Source organism: Methanosalsum zhilinae DSM 4017 (assembly GCF_000217995.1).
Taxonomy (GTDB): domain Archaea; phylum Halobacteriota; class Methanosarcinia; order Methanosarcinales; family Methanosarcinaceae; genus Methanosalsum; species Methanosalsum zhilinae.
In genome coordinates this window covers 1873504-1889472 of record NC_015676.1, presented here as the reverse complement: position 1 = coordinate 1889472, position 15969 = coordinate 1873504, and the positions used below count along the sequence as shown (strand labels likewise).

The following is a 15969-nucleotide window of genomic DNA, read 5'->3' as shown; positions in this document are numbered from 1 at the left end:
GATGGAGTATTTCTTAATGTATATATAACATTAAAACCAATATTATTTTAGTCCACTGGAAACAATTTCCAGTCAGGCGATAGGGGCTCATAAATTCAGTAAAGGGGTGAATTAAGATGGTATGGAGCTTTTCAAAACTCAGTGAAGAGAATATAAAAGAAATTACAGACCTTGAAAAGGAAATGGGTATTACATTACTGGCATTCTCTGATATGGTCAAAGCCGCTGAACTAACAGATAGCCAGCTAAAAAAGATCAATGACCTGGAAGATAAGCTTGGAATGTCACTTGTTGCAGTTCAAAGCAAATAAGAACTAATCGTTACCTGTATTTCCAGAATAAATATTGCTTTTTTACAATGGTCTACCAGTACATATTTATCCTGGAAATTACAAATTTTATTTGATAGATCTTAAATCTGGAGGGAGGTGGATTAATGAAGGTAGGTGACCAATATGTTTGCGAGATATGTGGGAATGAAGTAGAAGTTACTAAAGTAGGCGGTGGAATCCTTGTCTGCTGCGGGGAAGATATGAAATTGATAAAATGATTTTCAGGTTAGTTATTGATCTTTATTCCGGTGATAGAATGAAATGTTACGATTGTGCAAAAATGGGAAAAGACACTGATTCTGCAGGAATATGCATTATCTGTGGGAGAGGTGTTTGTAGTGAACATCTAATAAGAGAAGAGATTCCAATTATTGGATTCAAGGAGTATAGTGTACATCTTGAAGGAAAGGACATAGAGCATATTGACAGAATAGTATGCAAATCCTGTCATGAAGCGCTCGTGGAAAATGTCTGCGAGGTACGCACTTAAGTTCACAGGTGTTATTCATGATGAAATGTTACAAGTGTCTTGAAGAGAACAAAGATACAGAAGCAGTTGCGGTATGTATCGTATGTGGAATGGGGCTTTGTATGGATCATGTGAAAGTAATAGAGCTCCCGGTATCAGCCGGAAAATATCCTGAGTACAAGGAATGCAAGATTCCCCTCCCTCGTTTCCTCTGCAGAGATTGTGTGGATCAGATAATGGTAGATGCATTTGACTGAAATGAAAATTAATAACCTTATATTATAATAGAATACAGATGAAAGAGGATTATAAAATGATGCACAAAGACAAAGATGAACTTCTGGATAGTATGGGCGGAAAAATGGGGTTTACACCACATATACTCAAGGTCCTTGAAGAGGTAGATCCTGAATTTCTCCAGAAATACAATAGGTGTGATCAGAAATTACTCTCAGATGGAGCACTTCCTGCAAAAACTAAACGATTGATGGCTCTTGCAGTTGTTGCATCCAAGCAGTGTGAAGCATGTACAGTAGCCCAGATGAAAAGCGCACTCACTGCAGGTGCAACAAAGGAAGAAATCATGGAAACCATGGAGGTCATCTTCATAACATCAGGTGCTCCAGCCGTTGCTGCATGCAGGAATGCACTCAAATTGCTCAAAGAGTAATCCTATAATAAGAATATATTTATTTTTTCAGGGATCTGGCCAGATGGGAGACCTGGCCATTCCAGTTCAGTTTTTGAGGGGGTGGAGATATCAGATCGATATGGATTATGGCAGCATTTCTACTGCTGAGCATATTAATACCTGCAGGTATGACCAATGCCGGCACACCCACACAGCCTTCAGAATTGAGTGCTGAACAATTTGACAGACCTGGCCACTGTTCAACCTGTCATGGAGTATTGCATAGCCAGTGGAGCGGGAGTATGCATTCATATGCTCAGACAGATCCATTCTATCTAAAAGAATTTGAAATTGCAAGCCATGATACTGATGGCCTTACAGACCAATACTGTGCCCAGTGTCATACACCTGTTGGGGTACTTACTGGAGAATTTGAACATCGTACACTTTCTGAAGTATCAGTTAGAGGAGTACACTGTGATTTCTGCCACAGTGTATCAGGAATGGTGGGAGTTGGAAATGCGCCTTATATTGTAACTCCAGGAGATACTAAATGGGGTTCAATTCAGGATCCAGTAGAAACACCTGCACATGAATCTGAATATCTTGAACTGCAGACAAGATCTGAAATATGTGGAGGATGCCATTATGTTATTCATCCAACCCGTGATCTGGTAATTGATGACACGTACCTGCAATGGAAAAACAGCACCTATGCTATTGAAGGCACACAATGCCAGGATTGCCACATGACGCCCGGAATTACACAGTTTCAGGCAAATCCCGGTAGAGTGACCGGAAATACACCACCCAGAGAACATGTATCTATCCATTATTTTGTAGGAGCAAATGCCTTCATAACCGATATAATGGGCTCAACCACACACCGAGACAGGGCAATTGAGAATCTGCAGCATGCTGCAACGATTGATATCCATGCTCCAGAGACCGCCAGAGTAACAGATACTATAATTGCCAATATATCCATAACAAATACCGGTGCAGGCCACACCATTCCCACAGGAGTTGCAGATATCAGAGAGGTCTGGACAACTGTTAGGGTAATTGACAGAGAAGGAAATGTTATCTACAGCTATGGAACAGTTGATGAAAATGGGGATATTGATCCGGGTACTTATATATACAACATAGTATGGGAGGATGAAGATGGAGAACCCACAACATATTTCTGGAGGGCTGAAGGTGTTCTTTCAGATCAGCGAATTCCAACTGAAGGGACTGTCTATGAAGAGCATATCTTTGAGATTCCTGAAAATGTTTCCTTTGGGCTGACAGTTGATGCAAGATTGAACTACAGATCAGCTTCCCAGGAAAAAATAGATTATCTCTTCGGTGAAGGTACCTATGAGGTGCCTGTGATAACAATGACCGAAAAAACACATCTTATTTTTTCTCCAGATATACCCCGGGAAGAACAGATTCCGGATGAGCCTCTTCCTGGAATCGGGTTTATTGCTGTGGCCATTATAATAGGTATAGCAGCATATTTTAGGTCAAACAGAAACAGATAATTTATGTAAAAACATGATCTAATCATGAAGATAATAGAAAATACGGAGAAAACAAAATGGGATCTGAAAAAAAGATCAGGGTTCTGGGAATTTCCGGAAGTCCCAGAAAAAAGGCAACTGATTATGTCGTTAATGAAGGACTAAGGTATGCAGAAGAGAAATATTCAGTATCAACCGATTATTTTTCTGCAAGTGGTAAAAATATAAATTTCTGCATTCACTGTGATTATTGTATTCGTAAAAAGATTGGGTGTGTCTTTAAGGATGACCTTGTGGAACTGTACGATAAGATGATATGGGCAGATGCATGGATAATAGGCACACCGGTATACCAGGGAACACTGAGCGGACAGACCAAAGCTATCATGGACAGATGTCGTGCGGTCGTTGCCCGCAATCCAAAACAGTTCAAGAACAAAATTGGAATAGGAGTGGCCACTGGAGGAGATCGGGTAGGGGGACAGGAACCTGCAATACAGGCAATGCACAATTTCTATGTCATCAATGAAATGATCCCGGTCTCCGGTGGGTCTTTTGGATCAAATCTTGGAGCAACATTCTGGTCAAAGGATAAAGGTGCAGAAGGTGTATCCGAGGACAAAGAGGGTCTAAGGAGCATGTATCGAACCATTGACAGAATGATCGAGATTACCAGGCATTTTATGATGAAGGAATAAGAGAGGTTACCGGGTTGAAATTTGAAGAGAGAGTCATTGAGATAATATACAGAAGTGCTGACGTCAAGAGTTTCAGGTTTCCAAGACCATCTGAGTTCAGCTACAAACCTGGTCAGTATATCACAATCGAACTTGAGATCAACGGGAAAAGAGCCAGGAAGCCATTTACCCTATCAAGCAGCCCTACAGATACAGAATACATAGAGTTTACAAAAAAGCTTACAGGCCATGAATTTTCAAATGCGCTTGAACAAATGGATATCGGAGATAAGGCAGTTATTGAAGGACCCTATGGAAAACTGGTTTTCGAAGACAAGTACAAAAAAATCGGATTGCTGAGTGGAGGTATTGGAATTACTCCAATGATCAGTATCTGCAAATACTGCACTGACAAAAGTCTTGATACCAGCATAGTTCTCATCAGCAGTTATAAAAATGAGAATGATTGCATATTTCGCCGGGAACTCAGGGAGATGGAAACAATAAACCCCAATCTCACATTCATTGAAACCCTTACCAGACCTGATGAAGAATGGGAAGGATGCCAGGGTCGTATAAGTGAATCCATGATATCTGATAAGATACCAGACTATAAAGAACGTGTCTTTTACATATGCGGTCCACCACCCATGGTAAAATCCATTGCCAGTCTTTTGAAGAACATGGATGTTGCTTCAAATAAGATAAAAAAGGAATCATTTACAGGATATTGAACAGTAAATATCAAATATTTAAATATCAATTACTATGTGGTGAATTTTATGGGATCAATTAAGGGAACACAAACTGAAAAGAACCTTCTGACAGCCTTTGCCGGGGAATCCCAGGCACGAAACAGATATACATATTTTGCATCTGTTGCAAAAAAGGCAGGTTATGAACAGATAGCCTCTTTCTTCCAGGAAACTGCCGATAATGAAAAGGAGCATGCAAAAAGGCTTTTCAAATTCCTCGAAGGTGGAGAAGTTAAAATAGACGGAGCTTTTCCTGCAGGCGTGATCTCAGATACAAAGAAAAATCTTATAGCTGCTGCAGAGGGAGAAAAATACGAACACTCTCAGATGTATCCAAAGTTTGCTGAAATTGCAGAGAATGAGGGATTTTCAGAAATTGCAGAGGTCTTTAGAAAAATTGCTGTTGCAGAGATCGGTCATGAGGACAGATTCCGTGCACTGGCTGAAAATATAGATAATGGATCCGTTTTCAAAAAGGATAAAGAAGTCAGGTGGAAATGCAGAAACTGCGGATATATACATGAAGGTAAAGAAGCACCTGATGAATGTCCGGCATGTGCACATCCAATATCTCACTTTGAACTCTGGACCAGAAATTATTAACAAAAGGAGTAATTGAGTTGAAACGAATAGCATGGGGAATTACAGGATCAGGTGACCTGATACGCGAGACATATGAGATACTGGTCGATATCAAGAAACAGACCAATATTGAGATAATGGTATTTCTCTCTAAAGAAGGAGAAACTGTGATGAAATGGTACAGAATGTGGGATGACATCCAGAGGGATTTTCCAAATTTCAAGACCGATGCTGGCCCAAATTCACCATTTATTGCAGGTCCACTACAGGTAGGTCACTATGATATGCTGCTTGTGGCCCCTGCAACAGCAAATTCTGTGGCAAAAATAGTACATGGAATTGCAGATACTCTGGTTACCAATGTTGTAGCACAGACTGCAAAGGGTGACACACCTATATACATACTTCCAGTGGATCAGGTAAGAGGAACTGTGAAGACCTACGCACCAAGTGGCAGGGAAATGGACCTCAAAATGAGAGAAGTCGATGTGAAAAATTCTGAAGCATTAAAAGAGATGGAAAATATTACAGTCCTCAAAGATCCTGACGAGATATACAATATTCTTGGACTGAAAAAATAATACACCGGATTATATCAGGAAAATATATACCCTTCAGTTCTGTAAATATCACAATCAGATCTGTCACATTGGGTGATCTTTTTCCTTTTAAGAGTGTAGAAGACGGACATTGAAGCAATAACAGAATCAAGAGCATCACCAGGCGTATTATCTATGATCCTGCTTTCATAATCAGGTTCAACATTCAGACCCATATTAATGAGACGATCCAGGATTTGAGATCTTCTGCCAGCTTTATCAACACTCTTGCCCTTGTATGAATGATACATCTTTTCTTTTTTAAGAGTACATGCAGGGCATATCTCAATTACCCATGGAAACCGAACATCTGCTTTTTGCATCGGAAGAAACCTTGCTTCGTTCAGGTTCAGAAGTGGATGTATAACATTGCATATTCCATAGTATGTCTGTCTGAAAAGACGAAGATTATAAGATGAAAAAGGGGCCTTCACCTTTGACTCCGTTATGCGTTTGAGTTCTTTTCCTCCGGAAAGAGAATAAAATGATTTTCTGAAGTTTTCAGGAGTACTGTATCTTTCAGGAAACTGCTTGATGAATGCAGTCCAGTCACTGAATTTATCCATAAATAACAGTGGAACGCTCAGGGGAAAATCCATACCAAATATTGATGCATTAGCACCTGTGATCAGATCCCTTAGAGCATTATAACAGTCTTGCGGATGTTTTCCTGCTATGTCTTCAAGAGGATAGCAATCAGCCAGTTCAAGATAAGGGCCATTGATAATACCCTTGGTTATCCATATTTTGCTGCATGTATGCTGTGAGCCACTAAAATCGATCCCATAGATCACATATCTGCTATCTTCCAGCATTATTGGATCGCTATTCAATCATCTCTTTTGTTTTCAATGAACTCATTTGTCATTCTGTAGGCTTCATCATCTGAATATTGCTCAGGGGGGTGTTTCATGAAATATGCTGAAGGTGAATACAGAACACCGCTTTTTCCTCTGTCAAGAGCCAGTTTGCAGCATCGGATTGCATCAATGACAACACCTGCCGAATTTGGGGAATCTTCCACAGACAGGCGCAGTTCAAGATTCATCGGAACATCACCAAAAAGCTTGCCTTCCATTCTCAGATAACAGACCTTGTTATCCTTCTGCCAGGGTACATAGTCACTGGGACCGACATGAATATTTTCATCATCAAGGCGTGAATTCAAAATAGACTGGACAGCTTCTGTTTTAGATGTTTTTTTGGAGGATAACCTGCTCCTGTTGAGCATATTCAAAAAATCAGTATTTCCCCCTGTATTCAATTGATATGTCTTTTCCAGAAGAACACCACGTTTCTGGAACAGATCCACAAGTGTCCTGTGTGTGATTGTGGCACCAAGCTGTGCCTTTATATCATCCCCGATAATAGGTATCCCCTTTTTGTCAAACTTTTGAGCCCATTCAGGATCACTTGCAATAAAAACAGGCATATTGTTAATATATCCAACACCTGCTTCCAACGCACATTCAGCATAGAACCTGGCAGCGTGTTCTGATCCAACAGGCAGATAATTGAGCAATATTTCAGCACCTGAGCCCTTCAAAACATTTACAACATCTTCTTTTGTGGATTCCGTCTCATCTGAAGGAACAAATTTATACTTTTCATCATAATCTTCCAGATGCTCGGATACACCATCCATGATCTGTCCCATGGTAACTTTCACACCGTTTTTGGGAATATCGCTGCAAAATACAGTAGTACAGTTTGGAGGTGCAAATATTGCCTCAGATATGTCCTTCCCAACCTTACGTTTGTCGATATCAAATGCAGCCACAACTTCAATATCAAATGGTTTGTAGCCACCAACATCCCAGTGCATTAGCCCTATTGCATCCTCGGAGTTCTTAGATTTATAATATTCAATCCCCTGTATTAATGAACTTGCGCAGTTGCCAAGACCCGCAATTGCAATTTTAATTGTATTCATAATCTCACCTCATGATCAGATAATAGCATAATGAAAATTCCAGAACTGAATATCCATTCACCGTCTTTAATGACAGCAGCTTAATAAAAAGTTTTCTAATTCGCTTAATTGATATATATGTTCTGTTCAGATATGTGATAATATTTGAAATGTAAATAGTATTATCCAGTGCAGTAATCAAAAAGTACTCATCGGTGACTGATTGACATCTTCTTTTCTAATACTTACAGAGTATAACGGATACCTATTTAAATATATAGGAAAATAAATCTATAATAGTGAGAATGTTTTCTTTGAAGGGGGTATCAACAGAACCATTCACTGGCATACAGAATGAATTATCTTAAACAATCAGTTACAGGTGGTCTTTTTAGAATCAAATATGAAATGAATCATTCACAATAAAGAATTTTTAAGATCATGATTAAAATAATAAATAGATAAAAAGAGGTGTCAAATATGAAAGATGTTATGGATAGTGTAATCGAAGAAATAGACAATCTTGAGTCCTTTGAGGATGTTCTGGATATGGCAATTGCTCTGGAAGAAAAGGGAAGATCATTTTATCTGGACAAAGTATCGGAGATCCAGAATCCAGCTGTAAAGGATCTGTTCAAATATCTGGCTGGAGAGGAAAAAAAACATGCACAGTATCTGAAGGACTTTAAAGAAAAAAATTCAGAGGTAGGCAATATCCATGACATTGCCGATTTCAAGCCTGTAGCCTCTGATGCTCCGGATTTTAAGGGAATGCTGGATGAGGAGTTCTCAAATAACTGGATGGATGAAGAGGGAGTACTTCTTTCTGCCCTCAGGTTCGAGAAAAAAACAGAAAATCTCTACAGGGAACTGGCAAAAAGATCAACCAATGATCAAAGACGTGAATTTTTCGAAAAGCTTGCAGAATTTGAAAAGGGTCATTACGAGATTATAGACGGATTTCTGGAATATGCAACAGAGTTTAGAATGCAGACATGATTCAGGTATAGAGAGGAATCAGCAATATGGAAGATGAATACTATCCTGTGGAAATTTCAGAGAATATATACTGGGTAGGGGTGATTGACTGGAACCTGCGCGATTTTCATGCATATGCAACCCCTAAAGGCAGTTCATACAACTCATATCTGATCCTTGATGATAAGATCACCCTTATAGACACAGTCAAGGATCATCTGGCAGATGAGATGATCAGCCGTATAGAAAAGGTAGTGGATCCGGCAAAAATCGATTATGTGGTAGCAAATCATGTAGAACCTGATCATTCAAGTTCTCTTTCCAGAGTTATGAAGATGAATCAGAATGCTAAAATATTTGCAACAAAACGCGCAAAAGATGGACTCTGCCAGTATTACAGGCCCTATGGTTGTGATTCCTGGGATTTTGAAGTGGTAGATACTGGATATGAACTGGATCTTGGAAAACGTACACTTGCGTTTATTGAAACTCCAATGCTTCACTGGCCTGACAGCATGCAGACCTATCTTAAGGAAGACAGGATCCTGTTTTCAAACGATGGATTTGGCCAGCATCTGGCTTCATCCCACAGGTTCAATGATGAAGTTGATAATGCACTTGAGGAAGCATCAGAATACTATGCAAATATTCTGATGCCTTTTAGCAAGCCTGTGTTCAATTTACTGGAAAAGGTTGAAAAATTGAACATTGAGATAGATATGATAGCAACAGGACATGGAATTATATGGAGAGACAACCCGGGGCAGATAATTGATGCATACCGCAAATGGGCATCAGGTGAAACTGTACCAAAGGTGCTTGTGATATATGACAGTATGTGGGGCAGTACTGAAAAGATGGCAAAGGTAGTTGTTGAAGGTATTACCTCAAAGGGTATAGAAGCACAGCTTCTTCATCTTCGAAAGAATGAATGGAGCATGATAATAAGGGAAATACTTGAAGCACCGGTCATTGCTATAGGATCCACAACAATCAACAATGGGCCTCTTCACTCAGTTGCAGGTTTTCTCACACATCTGAAAGGATTGAGACCAAAAAACAAAAAAGCAGCAGTCTTTGGATCATACGGATGGGGTGGTGGAGGTGTGAAGTTTGCAGAAAGCGAACTTGAAAATACTGGTGTTGAGATCGTTGAAAAGGGAATTCAGATAAAGTTTGGACCGGATAAAGAAGATCTGAAAGCATGCCGGGAACTTGGGATCAGGCTCGCAGATATAGCCAGTTTAGATCAAACACGGACCTGAAATGTTGCAGGTCCCGTCTTTTTTTCATATTTTTTTATCAATATTATGTTGATAATATCTGAAAAAGTATATATTTTCTTCAGATAATATATTAATAAAGTTCACAGCGATGTGAAATAATACAAAGAGGTGTATCGTATTTCAACCAGCAGGTCAGGTATGAAAATTGCAGTTGTCAGGTGTGAAACCGTTTCTGAGGTGTGTCCTGGCACAGGATGCTTTAAAGCATTCAATGAAAAAAAAGTTCATTTTGATAGGTACGACAAAAAGGACGAAATTATAGGCTTTTTTACCTGTGGTGGTTGTCCTGGAAGAAGAGTATACAGGCTTATCAAAGCACTTAAAAAGCACGGAGCCAGTGCAGTGCATTTAAGTTCCTGCATGAAGACGAAGAAATATCCTCCCTGTCCCCATATAGATTCTATAATAAAAATAATTGAAGATGCAGGGATGGAGGTAGTTGAAGGTACACATCATTAATAGGAGAAATATCAAATGGTAAAAAGAACTATTGTTAAAATTGACGAGAGTAAATGCAATGGATGTGGACAGTGTGTAGCACCCTGTGCAGAAGGTGCGATCCAAATTGTTGATGGAAAAGCAAAGATTGTATCAGAAGACCTTTGTGATGGTATGGGATTTTGTGTAGGGATCTGTCCCACTGGTGCCCTTTCCGTTGAAGAGAGACATACCATTGAATTCAACAGGGAAAAGGCAGAAGCGCAGCCAGCAAAAACAGACGAGTCTATAAGGTGCTTTATGTGCAGATCAGGCGAGTCTGAGCGTTATCTGATACCTGCAAGACACAATATGGAAAGTATCTGGGTTTGTACACGTTGTCTTCCTGCACTTATACATGGTTAAATCATTAAATTCGGGGCATATAAATGACATTTGTAAAAATCATTGAGACAATTGGTTCATCACCTCAAAACTGGGAGGATGCAGTACAGAATGCAGTAGAGGAAGCAACCCAACTTCCAATATTCAAATCAAAGAGCAAAATAACAGGAGTTAATATTAAAAATTTTGATGTTGAAGTGGAAGATAACAGGGTAACAAGATTCCTGTGCAGAGTTGAGATACTGCTCGAGTGAAAAGTGACAAACTTTGAACCTGCATCAAAGTCTGTCAATCAAACTTCACTCACCTGATTCCAGTTTACTTGATTTAAGAACATCAAGCTTTCCAGGATCCCGTACAACCCAGCCGGTTTTTCCCATGTACAGGAAAGTCCACCATAATGTGAACACTGCAGGTATTAAAATAATATCTGCAATAGGAAATAGTTTAGAAAGTGAGTTTTACCGGAGTTGATCATCTCTTCATAAATGATTTTACCATTTAATGCTATATCTTTTGCCAAACGATTGTACCTGCGGTAAAAAATGCTTCTATAGTTATTGACAAAAAATCTCCCTTAATAATTAAACATATAGAATTGTGCAGTTATACATATGCGTTGGTTATCATGCTTCATGAAACTCTCATTAAATCTTCGATTTGATGCGATGCTAAATAGGCATTGAGAGCTTACGCTTTGATCATATGTTCTTTATATGAGCCTACATATCCAGCCTGCTGGGCATTTCTCCCAGAGTCTCACGGTACATTTTTCCATCCCTGCACCGGATTACATTAATTCTCTCCATTACCATATAGCTAAATATCTGCTCAATTTCCAGGGGATAGATTCCACCTGGTGCAGGAATCATCGGCTCTCCCGGAGTATGTGATACATAAAAGCGTTCCTCACCAAAATGGGCTATGAATTCAAGATCATATTTTTTAAAAACTTTCACCACATAGTCCAATGAGAGTGGTGGATCTGCGTATTCAAAATCTTCAGGAATTAGTTCACAGATATAGCTGTTCATGAATTTAATTGACTTTGATATAAAAAAATATTGCCATAACCAGTTTTGCAGGTTATGGCATATCTGATTTCACCTTTTCTGCTTCCATCTGAGCAAAATTACAGCCCCAATGACTGCAGCCATGGATGCAAGTATACCTACAAACGGAACCGGTTCAGGCTCCTCTACCGTGAAGGTCATTATTTCATCACCTATCTGCACGGTATAGTCACCGGGTTCGGTTTCAGAGTGAGTAAATTCCAGTGTCCTTGTCTCACCTGGATCCAGACTAACAGTCCTTGTATCAGCTACCTCTCCATTAACAAGCAGCTCAATATCACGTTCATGGGATGTTGTACCAATGTTCTCCACATCCACAGTGATTGTTACAGGTTCATCAGGCTGTACCTCAACTGGTGATAATGCCAGATTGGATATCTCAAACATCAGATCACTGTCCAGTACTTCAAAACTGTACTCTGCAGGAAGGTAACCTTCAGGCTCCACTGTTATTTTATGGACACCCGGGTCTTGAACAGTATAGGAAATCTGTCCCTGTTCATCAGTATCTCCGATATGCACACCATCATAGAATACCTCAACATCTGCAAGTGGCTCTGCATCTATAGCAGTGGTGACTGATATGGTAATGGTATCCCCTTCATAAACCACATCTGGAGATACGTCAATAGATACCACATACTGCATATCATCAGCAGATACAACTTCTACTGTTCTGCTTGCACTGACAAATCCGGACTTTTCAGCTCTTACCTCAAAAGTTCCAGTTTCCTGTGGTACATATCTGATAAGACCTTCTTCATCTGTTGTGCCGATCAGCTCCCCTGCAAATCTGACATTAACATCCTCAACGGCTGCACCTCTTGAAGTCACCACAATATCGGTAGTCGATCCTGCAGCCAGAACATCAGGCATATCTATCTCAAGAGTATCACCTGGCAGAGTAACAACTTCCACAAAAGGATAGTATCGCACATCAGGAGAATCAGCGACCCTGAACTTCATATCTCCCATGATACTCACGGTACCCCCACGGGTAAGGGTCATTGCTCCGTCATTTCTCAGTACGATCTCATCCGGTGTAATGGAAGATACCCTCATTCTGCCAAATCTGTCACCTACATCCACACTTACATAATCTTCAGATATCTGGAAGACACCACCAATGAATACTGCATTCAGCTCAGTACCTCTAAATATCTGATCAAACCTGACTGCAATTACAGGTACATCGGACACTGCACCTACATCAGTCTCATATACATAACTACTTCCTGCAGGCACTATTGCCTGTTCTATCTGAGAGCCATCTTTTCTCAGGGAGATTAGGGCATTGTTACCTGCAAGGTCTATTTCTACAATATTTAGTGTATATCCATCTTCCAGAGCAAGAGTGGATCCTGTGAACACAGATCTTCGAGAATCATCATCAATGAGGACCTTTGACATTTGACCGGCATCAAGAAGACTTACCCTTGAATCTGTGAGAGCATTTTCAGGATATCCTGCAAAGTATTTTTCAGCCATAAAGCCAATGACCTCAAACTTGCCCCAGGCTGATCTCTCAAAACTTACTTCTTCTGGAACACTGGTATAAACAAGTCCTTCATCAGCAATTCTACGGTCACTCAGCTGTTCCACTTCAAGGGTTTCGGTTCCGATTCCCTCATCTATATTGTAGTAAAAGCCTTCAAAATTTAATGGTGTCCAGGTGGAAGCTTGTTCAGTAACTGTACCTCTCAGCTCATATGTTCCAGGCTGGCTCATATCAACAAAGGGAGCAAACCTGAGAACTGCATCATCTGCCACCTCAATATTGAGATTACCCATGATATTGATGGTACTGCCCCTTGAAAGTGATACTGTGGCATGGTTTTCCATCATAATCTCATTCTCGGTCACAGAGCTTATCTCCATTCTGCCAAACCGGTCACCGGTCTCAATAGTTACATAGTCCTCTGAAATCTGGAATATCCCTTCAATAAAGACAGCGTCTGTCTGAGTACCTCTGAATACCTGTTGAATATGGACTGCTATCACTGGAACATCATCTGTGGTACCTACATCTGTTTCGTAGACATAGTCAGATCCAGCAGATACTATTGCCTGATCCACTTCAACACCGTCTTTTCTCAAGGAGACCAGGACATTGTTACCTGCAAGGTCAATCTCTGAAATTGTCAGGACATATCCGTCTTCAAGGGTTATTGACGACCCCGGGAAATAGGATCTACGGTCATCACTATCTGTTAGAACTCTGGATAGCTGTCCATCAGCCATCATACTGATCTGCCTGTCAGCAAATTCAGAGTCTGCTGTGTATCCTGCAAAGTATCTCTCTGCCATAAATCCTATTACCTGATATGAACCCCAGTCTCTGTTCTCAAAGGACGTATCAATAGGTCTTGTCACATATTCCATATCTCCAGAACCTATCGACCTGTCTGTATCACTGTCAAGCCTGATGGTAAGATTCTCAGATCCTTCGCCAGTATCAAGATCATAGTAGAATCCTGAATAACTCTGCGGAGTCCAGGTATATGTCAGAGACAGGTTTTCCTGTGCATCCCATACCCTGTTTCCAGTCTCGTACACATCTGAGGCTGCAATTGATGTTGCACATAGCAGCACAGTTATTGCCATAGCAGCAACTAACCTAATTAATCTAATATTTTTCATAAATACACTCCCATAGGTAATTTTTTACCCTCATTTATAATATTTATACAAATATACTATATACCACAGGTATTATATTATTTATATGGTTCATGCAAAATGGCTACCATCATAAAAAATTTAATGAGTAACCGCTTTGGAAAATTTATCTTCAGTCGTCTCCTTTCTCACAGGTCTTGAAGAGATTCCTGCTGCAGAATTAAGTGGTATTGAGAACTTTTCTTCTATTTCATCCCGGTAAAAGATGTTGTACGTACAAAACGGAATCAAACGTCCATCAGGAGTTGCATAATGAACCCCGCATCTTTGAACCCTCTCAATATCAAAATTATACATATCCTGAAAATGCATTGATCCAAGGAAAAGCGCATTTCTGTGAAACTCCTTGGTTACATCCACCGTCCCTTTTGTAAAAAAGTTGGTGAACAGTTTTTTTACATTTATGGTCCTGGGGGCCTTTTCCTGATCAATAAAACTTGGAATCCTGTAGGCTGCCTTTGCCATTAATGATGCAGATTTCAATCTGGAATTATTTTCATTGTTCTCCTCTACAATTTCTGTCAGAAATTCAGTCATGCCTTCCACATCCACAAAATCAGTTATAGGTATCAGTTTACCATTTTCTACAAATACATAGGTACCTGTACCACAATGTGGATGGCAGCTCAGTTCAGGAACAGGAGTATTTCTCATAAGAGAAATAAACCTGGATATAGGTACAACAAATGGAACAGGATACCATGCATCTCTGTTAACCTGACCATCGGTCTGATCCTCTACCAGTTTGATGAGGTCAGGTATGGTGATTCTTCTGTTTTCACGTGTATCCTGATCAACTCTGCCTGTAAATGCCATTGGCTGGAAATTGATTCCCTTAACCACATCAAGTCTCTGTGATGCAAAGTCTATCATATCCCCTACCTGATGATCATTAACACCTTTTGCAAGTGTTGGAACAAGGGCAATACTCCTGATATTTGCTTTCCTGCAGTTTTCTATAGCTTTTTCTTTAATAGGGAAAACATTGAAGCCTCTTGTTTTAAGGTAAGGTTCCTCTGAAACACCATCAAACTGAAGATAAACTGTATCAAGTCCGGCATGGTGGAGTTTTTTTGCAAAGTCCAGGTTTCTGGCAAGTACAATTCCGTTTGTAGCTATCTGGATCTGAATAAAACCCATCTGACGGGCCATTGAAACAATATCTGGAAGATCGCTGCGAACTGTTGGTTCTCCACCTGAAAACTGTACTGAAAAACACCTGACAGGCTTCTCATTTCGCAGAATTTCCAGCATATCCCGGATCTGATCCCTGCTGGGTTCGTATAGATACCCCTTTGCATTTGAATTGGAAAAACAGACAGGGCATTTCATATTACATCTGTTTGTGACATCTATATTTGCAAGGATAGTGGTTGTCCTGTGAGCTGAACAGATTCCGCAATTTTCAGGACAGTGTGAATCATCTGATGTTATTGGATTGGAAAGTCCATCTCCGGATACTGAGTATTTATCAAATCGATGAAAAAGGTCAGCATCTGACCAGTATATATCTCTGTAGCTGCCATGTTCGCTGCATGTTTTTTCCACCATCAATTTTCCATGTTCTTCAAACAGCTTTCCATCTATAGGAAAATGACACTCCGGACAAAGTGACTTTATACTCTTCATATATCCTACTCCCTATGATAGAATATCTTCAATG

Annotated in this window: 20 protein-coding genes; 15 read left to right on the top strand and 5 right to left on the bottom strand. The window is 40.0% G+C overall.

The annotated features are described in order from the left end of the window. Positions 1 to 116 precede the first annotated feature (116 nt). The 10 genes from MZHIL_RS08930 to afpA all read left to right on the top strand — a co-directional run bounded on the left by MZHIL_RS08930 (position 117) and on the right by afpA (position 5538). Complete coding sequence (locus MZHIL_RS08930; protein ID WP_013899048.1) at positions 117 to 311, top strand: nucleoside/nucleotide kinase family protein; 195 nt, start codon at positions 117 to 119, stop codon at positions 309 to 311. 125 nt (positions 312 to 436) lie between these two features. After that, positions 437 to 550 carry a desulfoferrodoxin FeS4 iron-binding domain-containing protein gene (locus MZHIL_RS08925; protein ID WP_013899047.1) on the top strand — a complete coding sequence of 38 codons (114 nt, stop codon included), beginning with the start codon at positions 437 to 439 and terminating at the stop codon, positions 548 to 550. A gap of 38 nt (positions 551 to 588) precedes the next feature. Next, positions 589 to 822, top strand: a complete 234-nt coding sequence (locus MZHIL_RS08920; RefSeq protein WP_048815705.1) for a DUF2180 family protein — start codon at positions 589 to 591, stop codon at positions 820 to 822. A 17-nt stretch (positions 823 to 839) separates the two neighbouring features. Continuing rightward, positions 840 to 1058, top strand: a complete 219-nt coding sequence (locus tag MZHIL_RS08915) for a DUF2180 family protein (RefSeq protein ID WP_013899045.1) — start codon at positions 840 to 842, stop codon at positions 1056 to 1058. Between the two features lie 56 nt (positions 1059 to 1114). Beyond that, positions 1115 to 1471, top strand: a complete 357-nt coding sequence (locus MZHIL_RS08910) for a carboxymuconolactone decarboxylase family protein (protein WP_013899044.1) — start codon at positions 1115 to 1117, stop codon at positions 1469 to 1471. Positions 1472 to 1620: 149 nt separating this feature from the next. Then, the gene (locus MZHIL_RS08905; RefSeq protein ID WP_172633401.1) at positions 1621 to 2964 is read left to right on the top strand and encodes a multiheme c-type cytochrome; all 1344 of its coding nucleotides are present in this window, start codon (positions 1621 to 1623) and stop codon (positions 2962 to 2964) included. A gap of 56 nt (positions 2965 to 3020) precedes the next feature. Beyond that, entirely contained in the window at positions 3021 to 3641 is a 621-nt protein-coding gene (locus tag MZHIL_RS08900) for a flavodoxin family protein (protein WP_013899042.1), read from the top strand. Positions 3642 to 3655: 14 nt separating this feature from the next. Continuing rightward, the gene (locus tag MZHIL_RS08895; protein ID WP_013899041.1) at positions 3656 to 4354 is read left to right on the top strand and encodes a ferredoxin--NADP reductase; all 699 of its coding nucleotides are present in this window, start codon (positions 3656 to 3658) and stop codon (positions 4352 to 4354) included. A gap of 48 nt (positions 4355 to 4402) precedes the next feature. Beyond that, entirely contained in the window at positions 4403 to 4978 is a 576-nt protein-coding gene (rbr, locus tag MZHIL_RS08890; RefSeq protein ID WP_013899040.1) for a rubrerythrin, read from the top strand. 17 nt (positions 4979 to 4995) lie between these two features. Then, entirely contained in the window at positions 4996 to 5538 is a 543-nt protein-coding gene (gene afpA, locus MZHIL_RS08885) for an archaeoflavoprotein AfpA (protein WP_013899039.1), read from the top strand. 14 nt (positions 5539 to 5552) lie between these two features. Here afpA and MZHIL_RS08880 read toward each other — a convergent pair whose 3' ends face one another. Both MZHIL_RS08880 and MZHIL_RS08875 read right to left on the bottom strand, forming a co-directional pair. Further along, positions 5553 to 6389, bottom strand: a complete 837-nt coding sequence (locus tag MZHIL_RS08880; RefSeq protein WP_157209663.1) for a hypothetical protein — start codon at positions 6387 to 6389, stop codon at positions 5553 to 5555. Beyond that, positions 6386 to 7489, bottom strand: coding sequence for an inositol-3-phosphate synthase (locus MZHIL_RS08875; RefSeq protein ID WP_013899037.1), 1104 nt, complete (start codon positions 7487 to 7489; stop codon positions 6386 to 6388). The genes MZHIL_RS08880 and MZHIL_RS08875 overlap by 4 nt, the downstream gene beginning before the upstream one ends. Positions 7490 to 7948: 459 nt before the next feature. On the opposite strand from MZHIL_RS08875, the gene MZHIL_RS08870 reads away from it, so the two are divergent. From MZHIL_RS08870 to MZHIL_RS08850, 5 genes are all read left to right on the top strand, one after another. Next, complete coding sequence (locus MZHIL_RS08870; protein ID WP_013899036.1) at positions 7949 to 8467, top strand: ferritin-like domain-containing protein; 519 nt, start codon at positions 7949 to 7951, stop codon at positions 8465 to 8467. A 26-nt stretch (positions 8468 to 8493) separates the two neighbouring features. Beyond that, complete coding sequence (locus tag MZHIL_RS08865; protein WP_013899035.1) at positions 8494 to 9711, top strand: FprA family A-type flavoprotein; 1218 nt, start codon at positions 8494 to 8496, stop codon at positions 9709 to 9711. Positions 9712 to 9870: 159 nt separating this feature from the next. Beyond that, positions 9871 to 10191 carry a CGGC domain-containing protein gene (locus MZHIL_RS08860; RefSeq protein ID WP_013899034.1) on the top strand — a complete coding sequence of 107 codons (321 nt, stop codon included), beginning with the start codon at positions 9871 to 9873 and terminating at the stop codon, positions 10189 to 10191. Between the two features lie 15 nt (positions 10192 to 10206). Further along, positions 10207 to 10575 (top strand): ATP-binding protein, encoded by a 369-nt coding sequence (locus tag MZHIL_RS08855; protein ID WP_013899033.1) that lies wholly within the window; start codon positions 10207 to 10209, stop codon positions 10573 to 10575. A 23-nt stretch (positions 10576 to 10598) separates the two neighbouring features. Continuing rightward, positions 10599 to 10808 carry a dodecin family protein gene (locus MZHIL_RS08850; protein ID WP_013899032.1) on the top strand — a complete coding sequence of 70 codons (210 nt, stop codon included), beginning with the start codon at positions 10599 to 10601 and terminating at the stop codon, positions 10806 to 10808. Positions 10809 to 11276: 468 nt separating this feature from the next. On the opposite strand, the gene MZHIL_RS08845 is transcribed toward MZHIL_RS08850, so the two are convergent. From MZHIL_RS08845 to tes, 3 genes are all read right to left on the bottom strand, one after another. Beyond that, on the bottom strand, positions 11277 to 11588 hold the full coding sequence (locus MZHIL_RS08845) for a hypothetical protein (protein WP_013899031.1): 312 nt from the start codon (positions 11586 to 11588) through the stop codon (positions 11277 to 11279). 69 nt (positions 11589 to 11657) lie between these two features. After that, positions 11658 to 14267, bottom strand: a complete 2610-nt coding sequence (locus MZHIL_RS08840) for an S-layer protein domain-containing protein (RefSeq protein WP_013899030.1) — start codon at positions 14265 to 14267, stop codon at positions 11658 to 11660. A 120-nt stretch (positions 14268 to 14387) separates the two neighbouring features. Beyond that, positions 14388 to 15935 carry a tetraether lipid synthase Tes gene (gene tes, locus MZHIL_RS08835; RefSeq protein WP_013899029.1) on the bottom strand — a complete coding sequence of 516 codons (1548 nt, stop codon included), beginning with the start codon at positions 15933 to 15935 and terminating at the stop codon, positions 14388 to 14390. Positions 15936 to 15969: the final 34 nt, after the last annotated feature.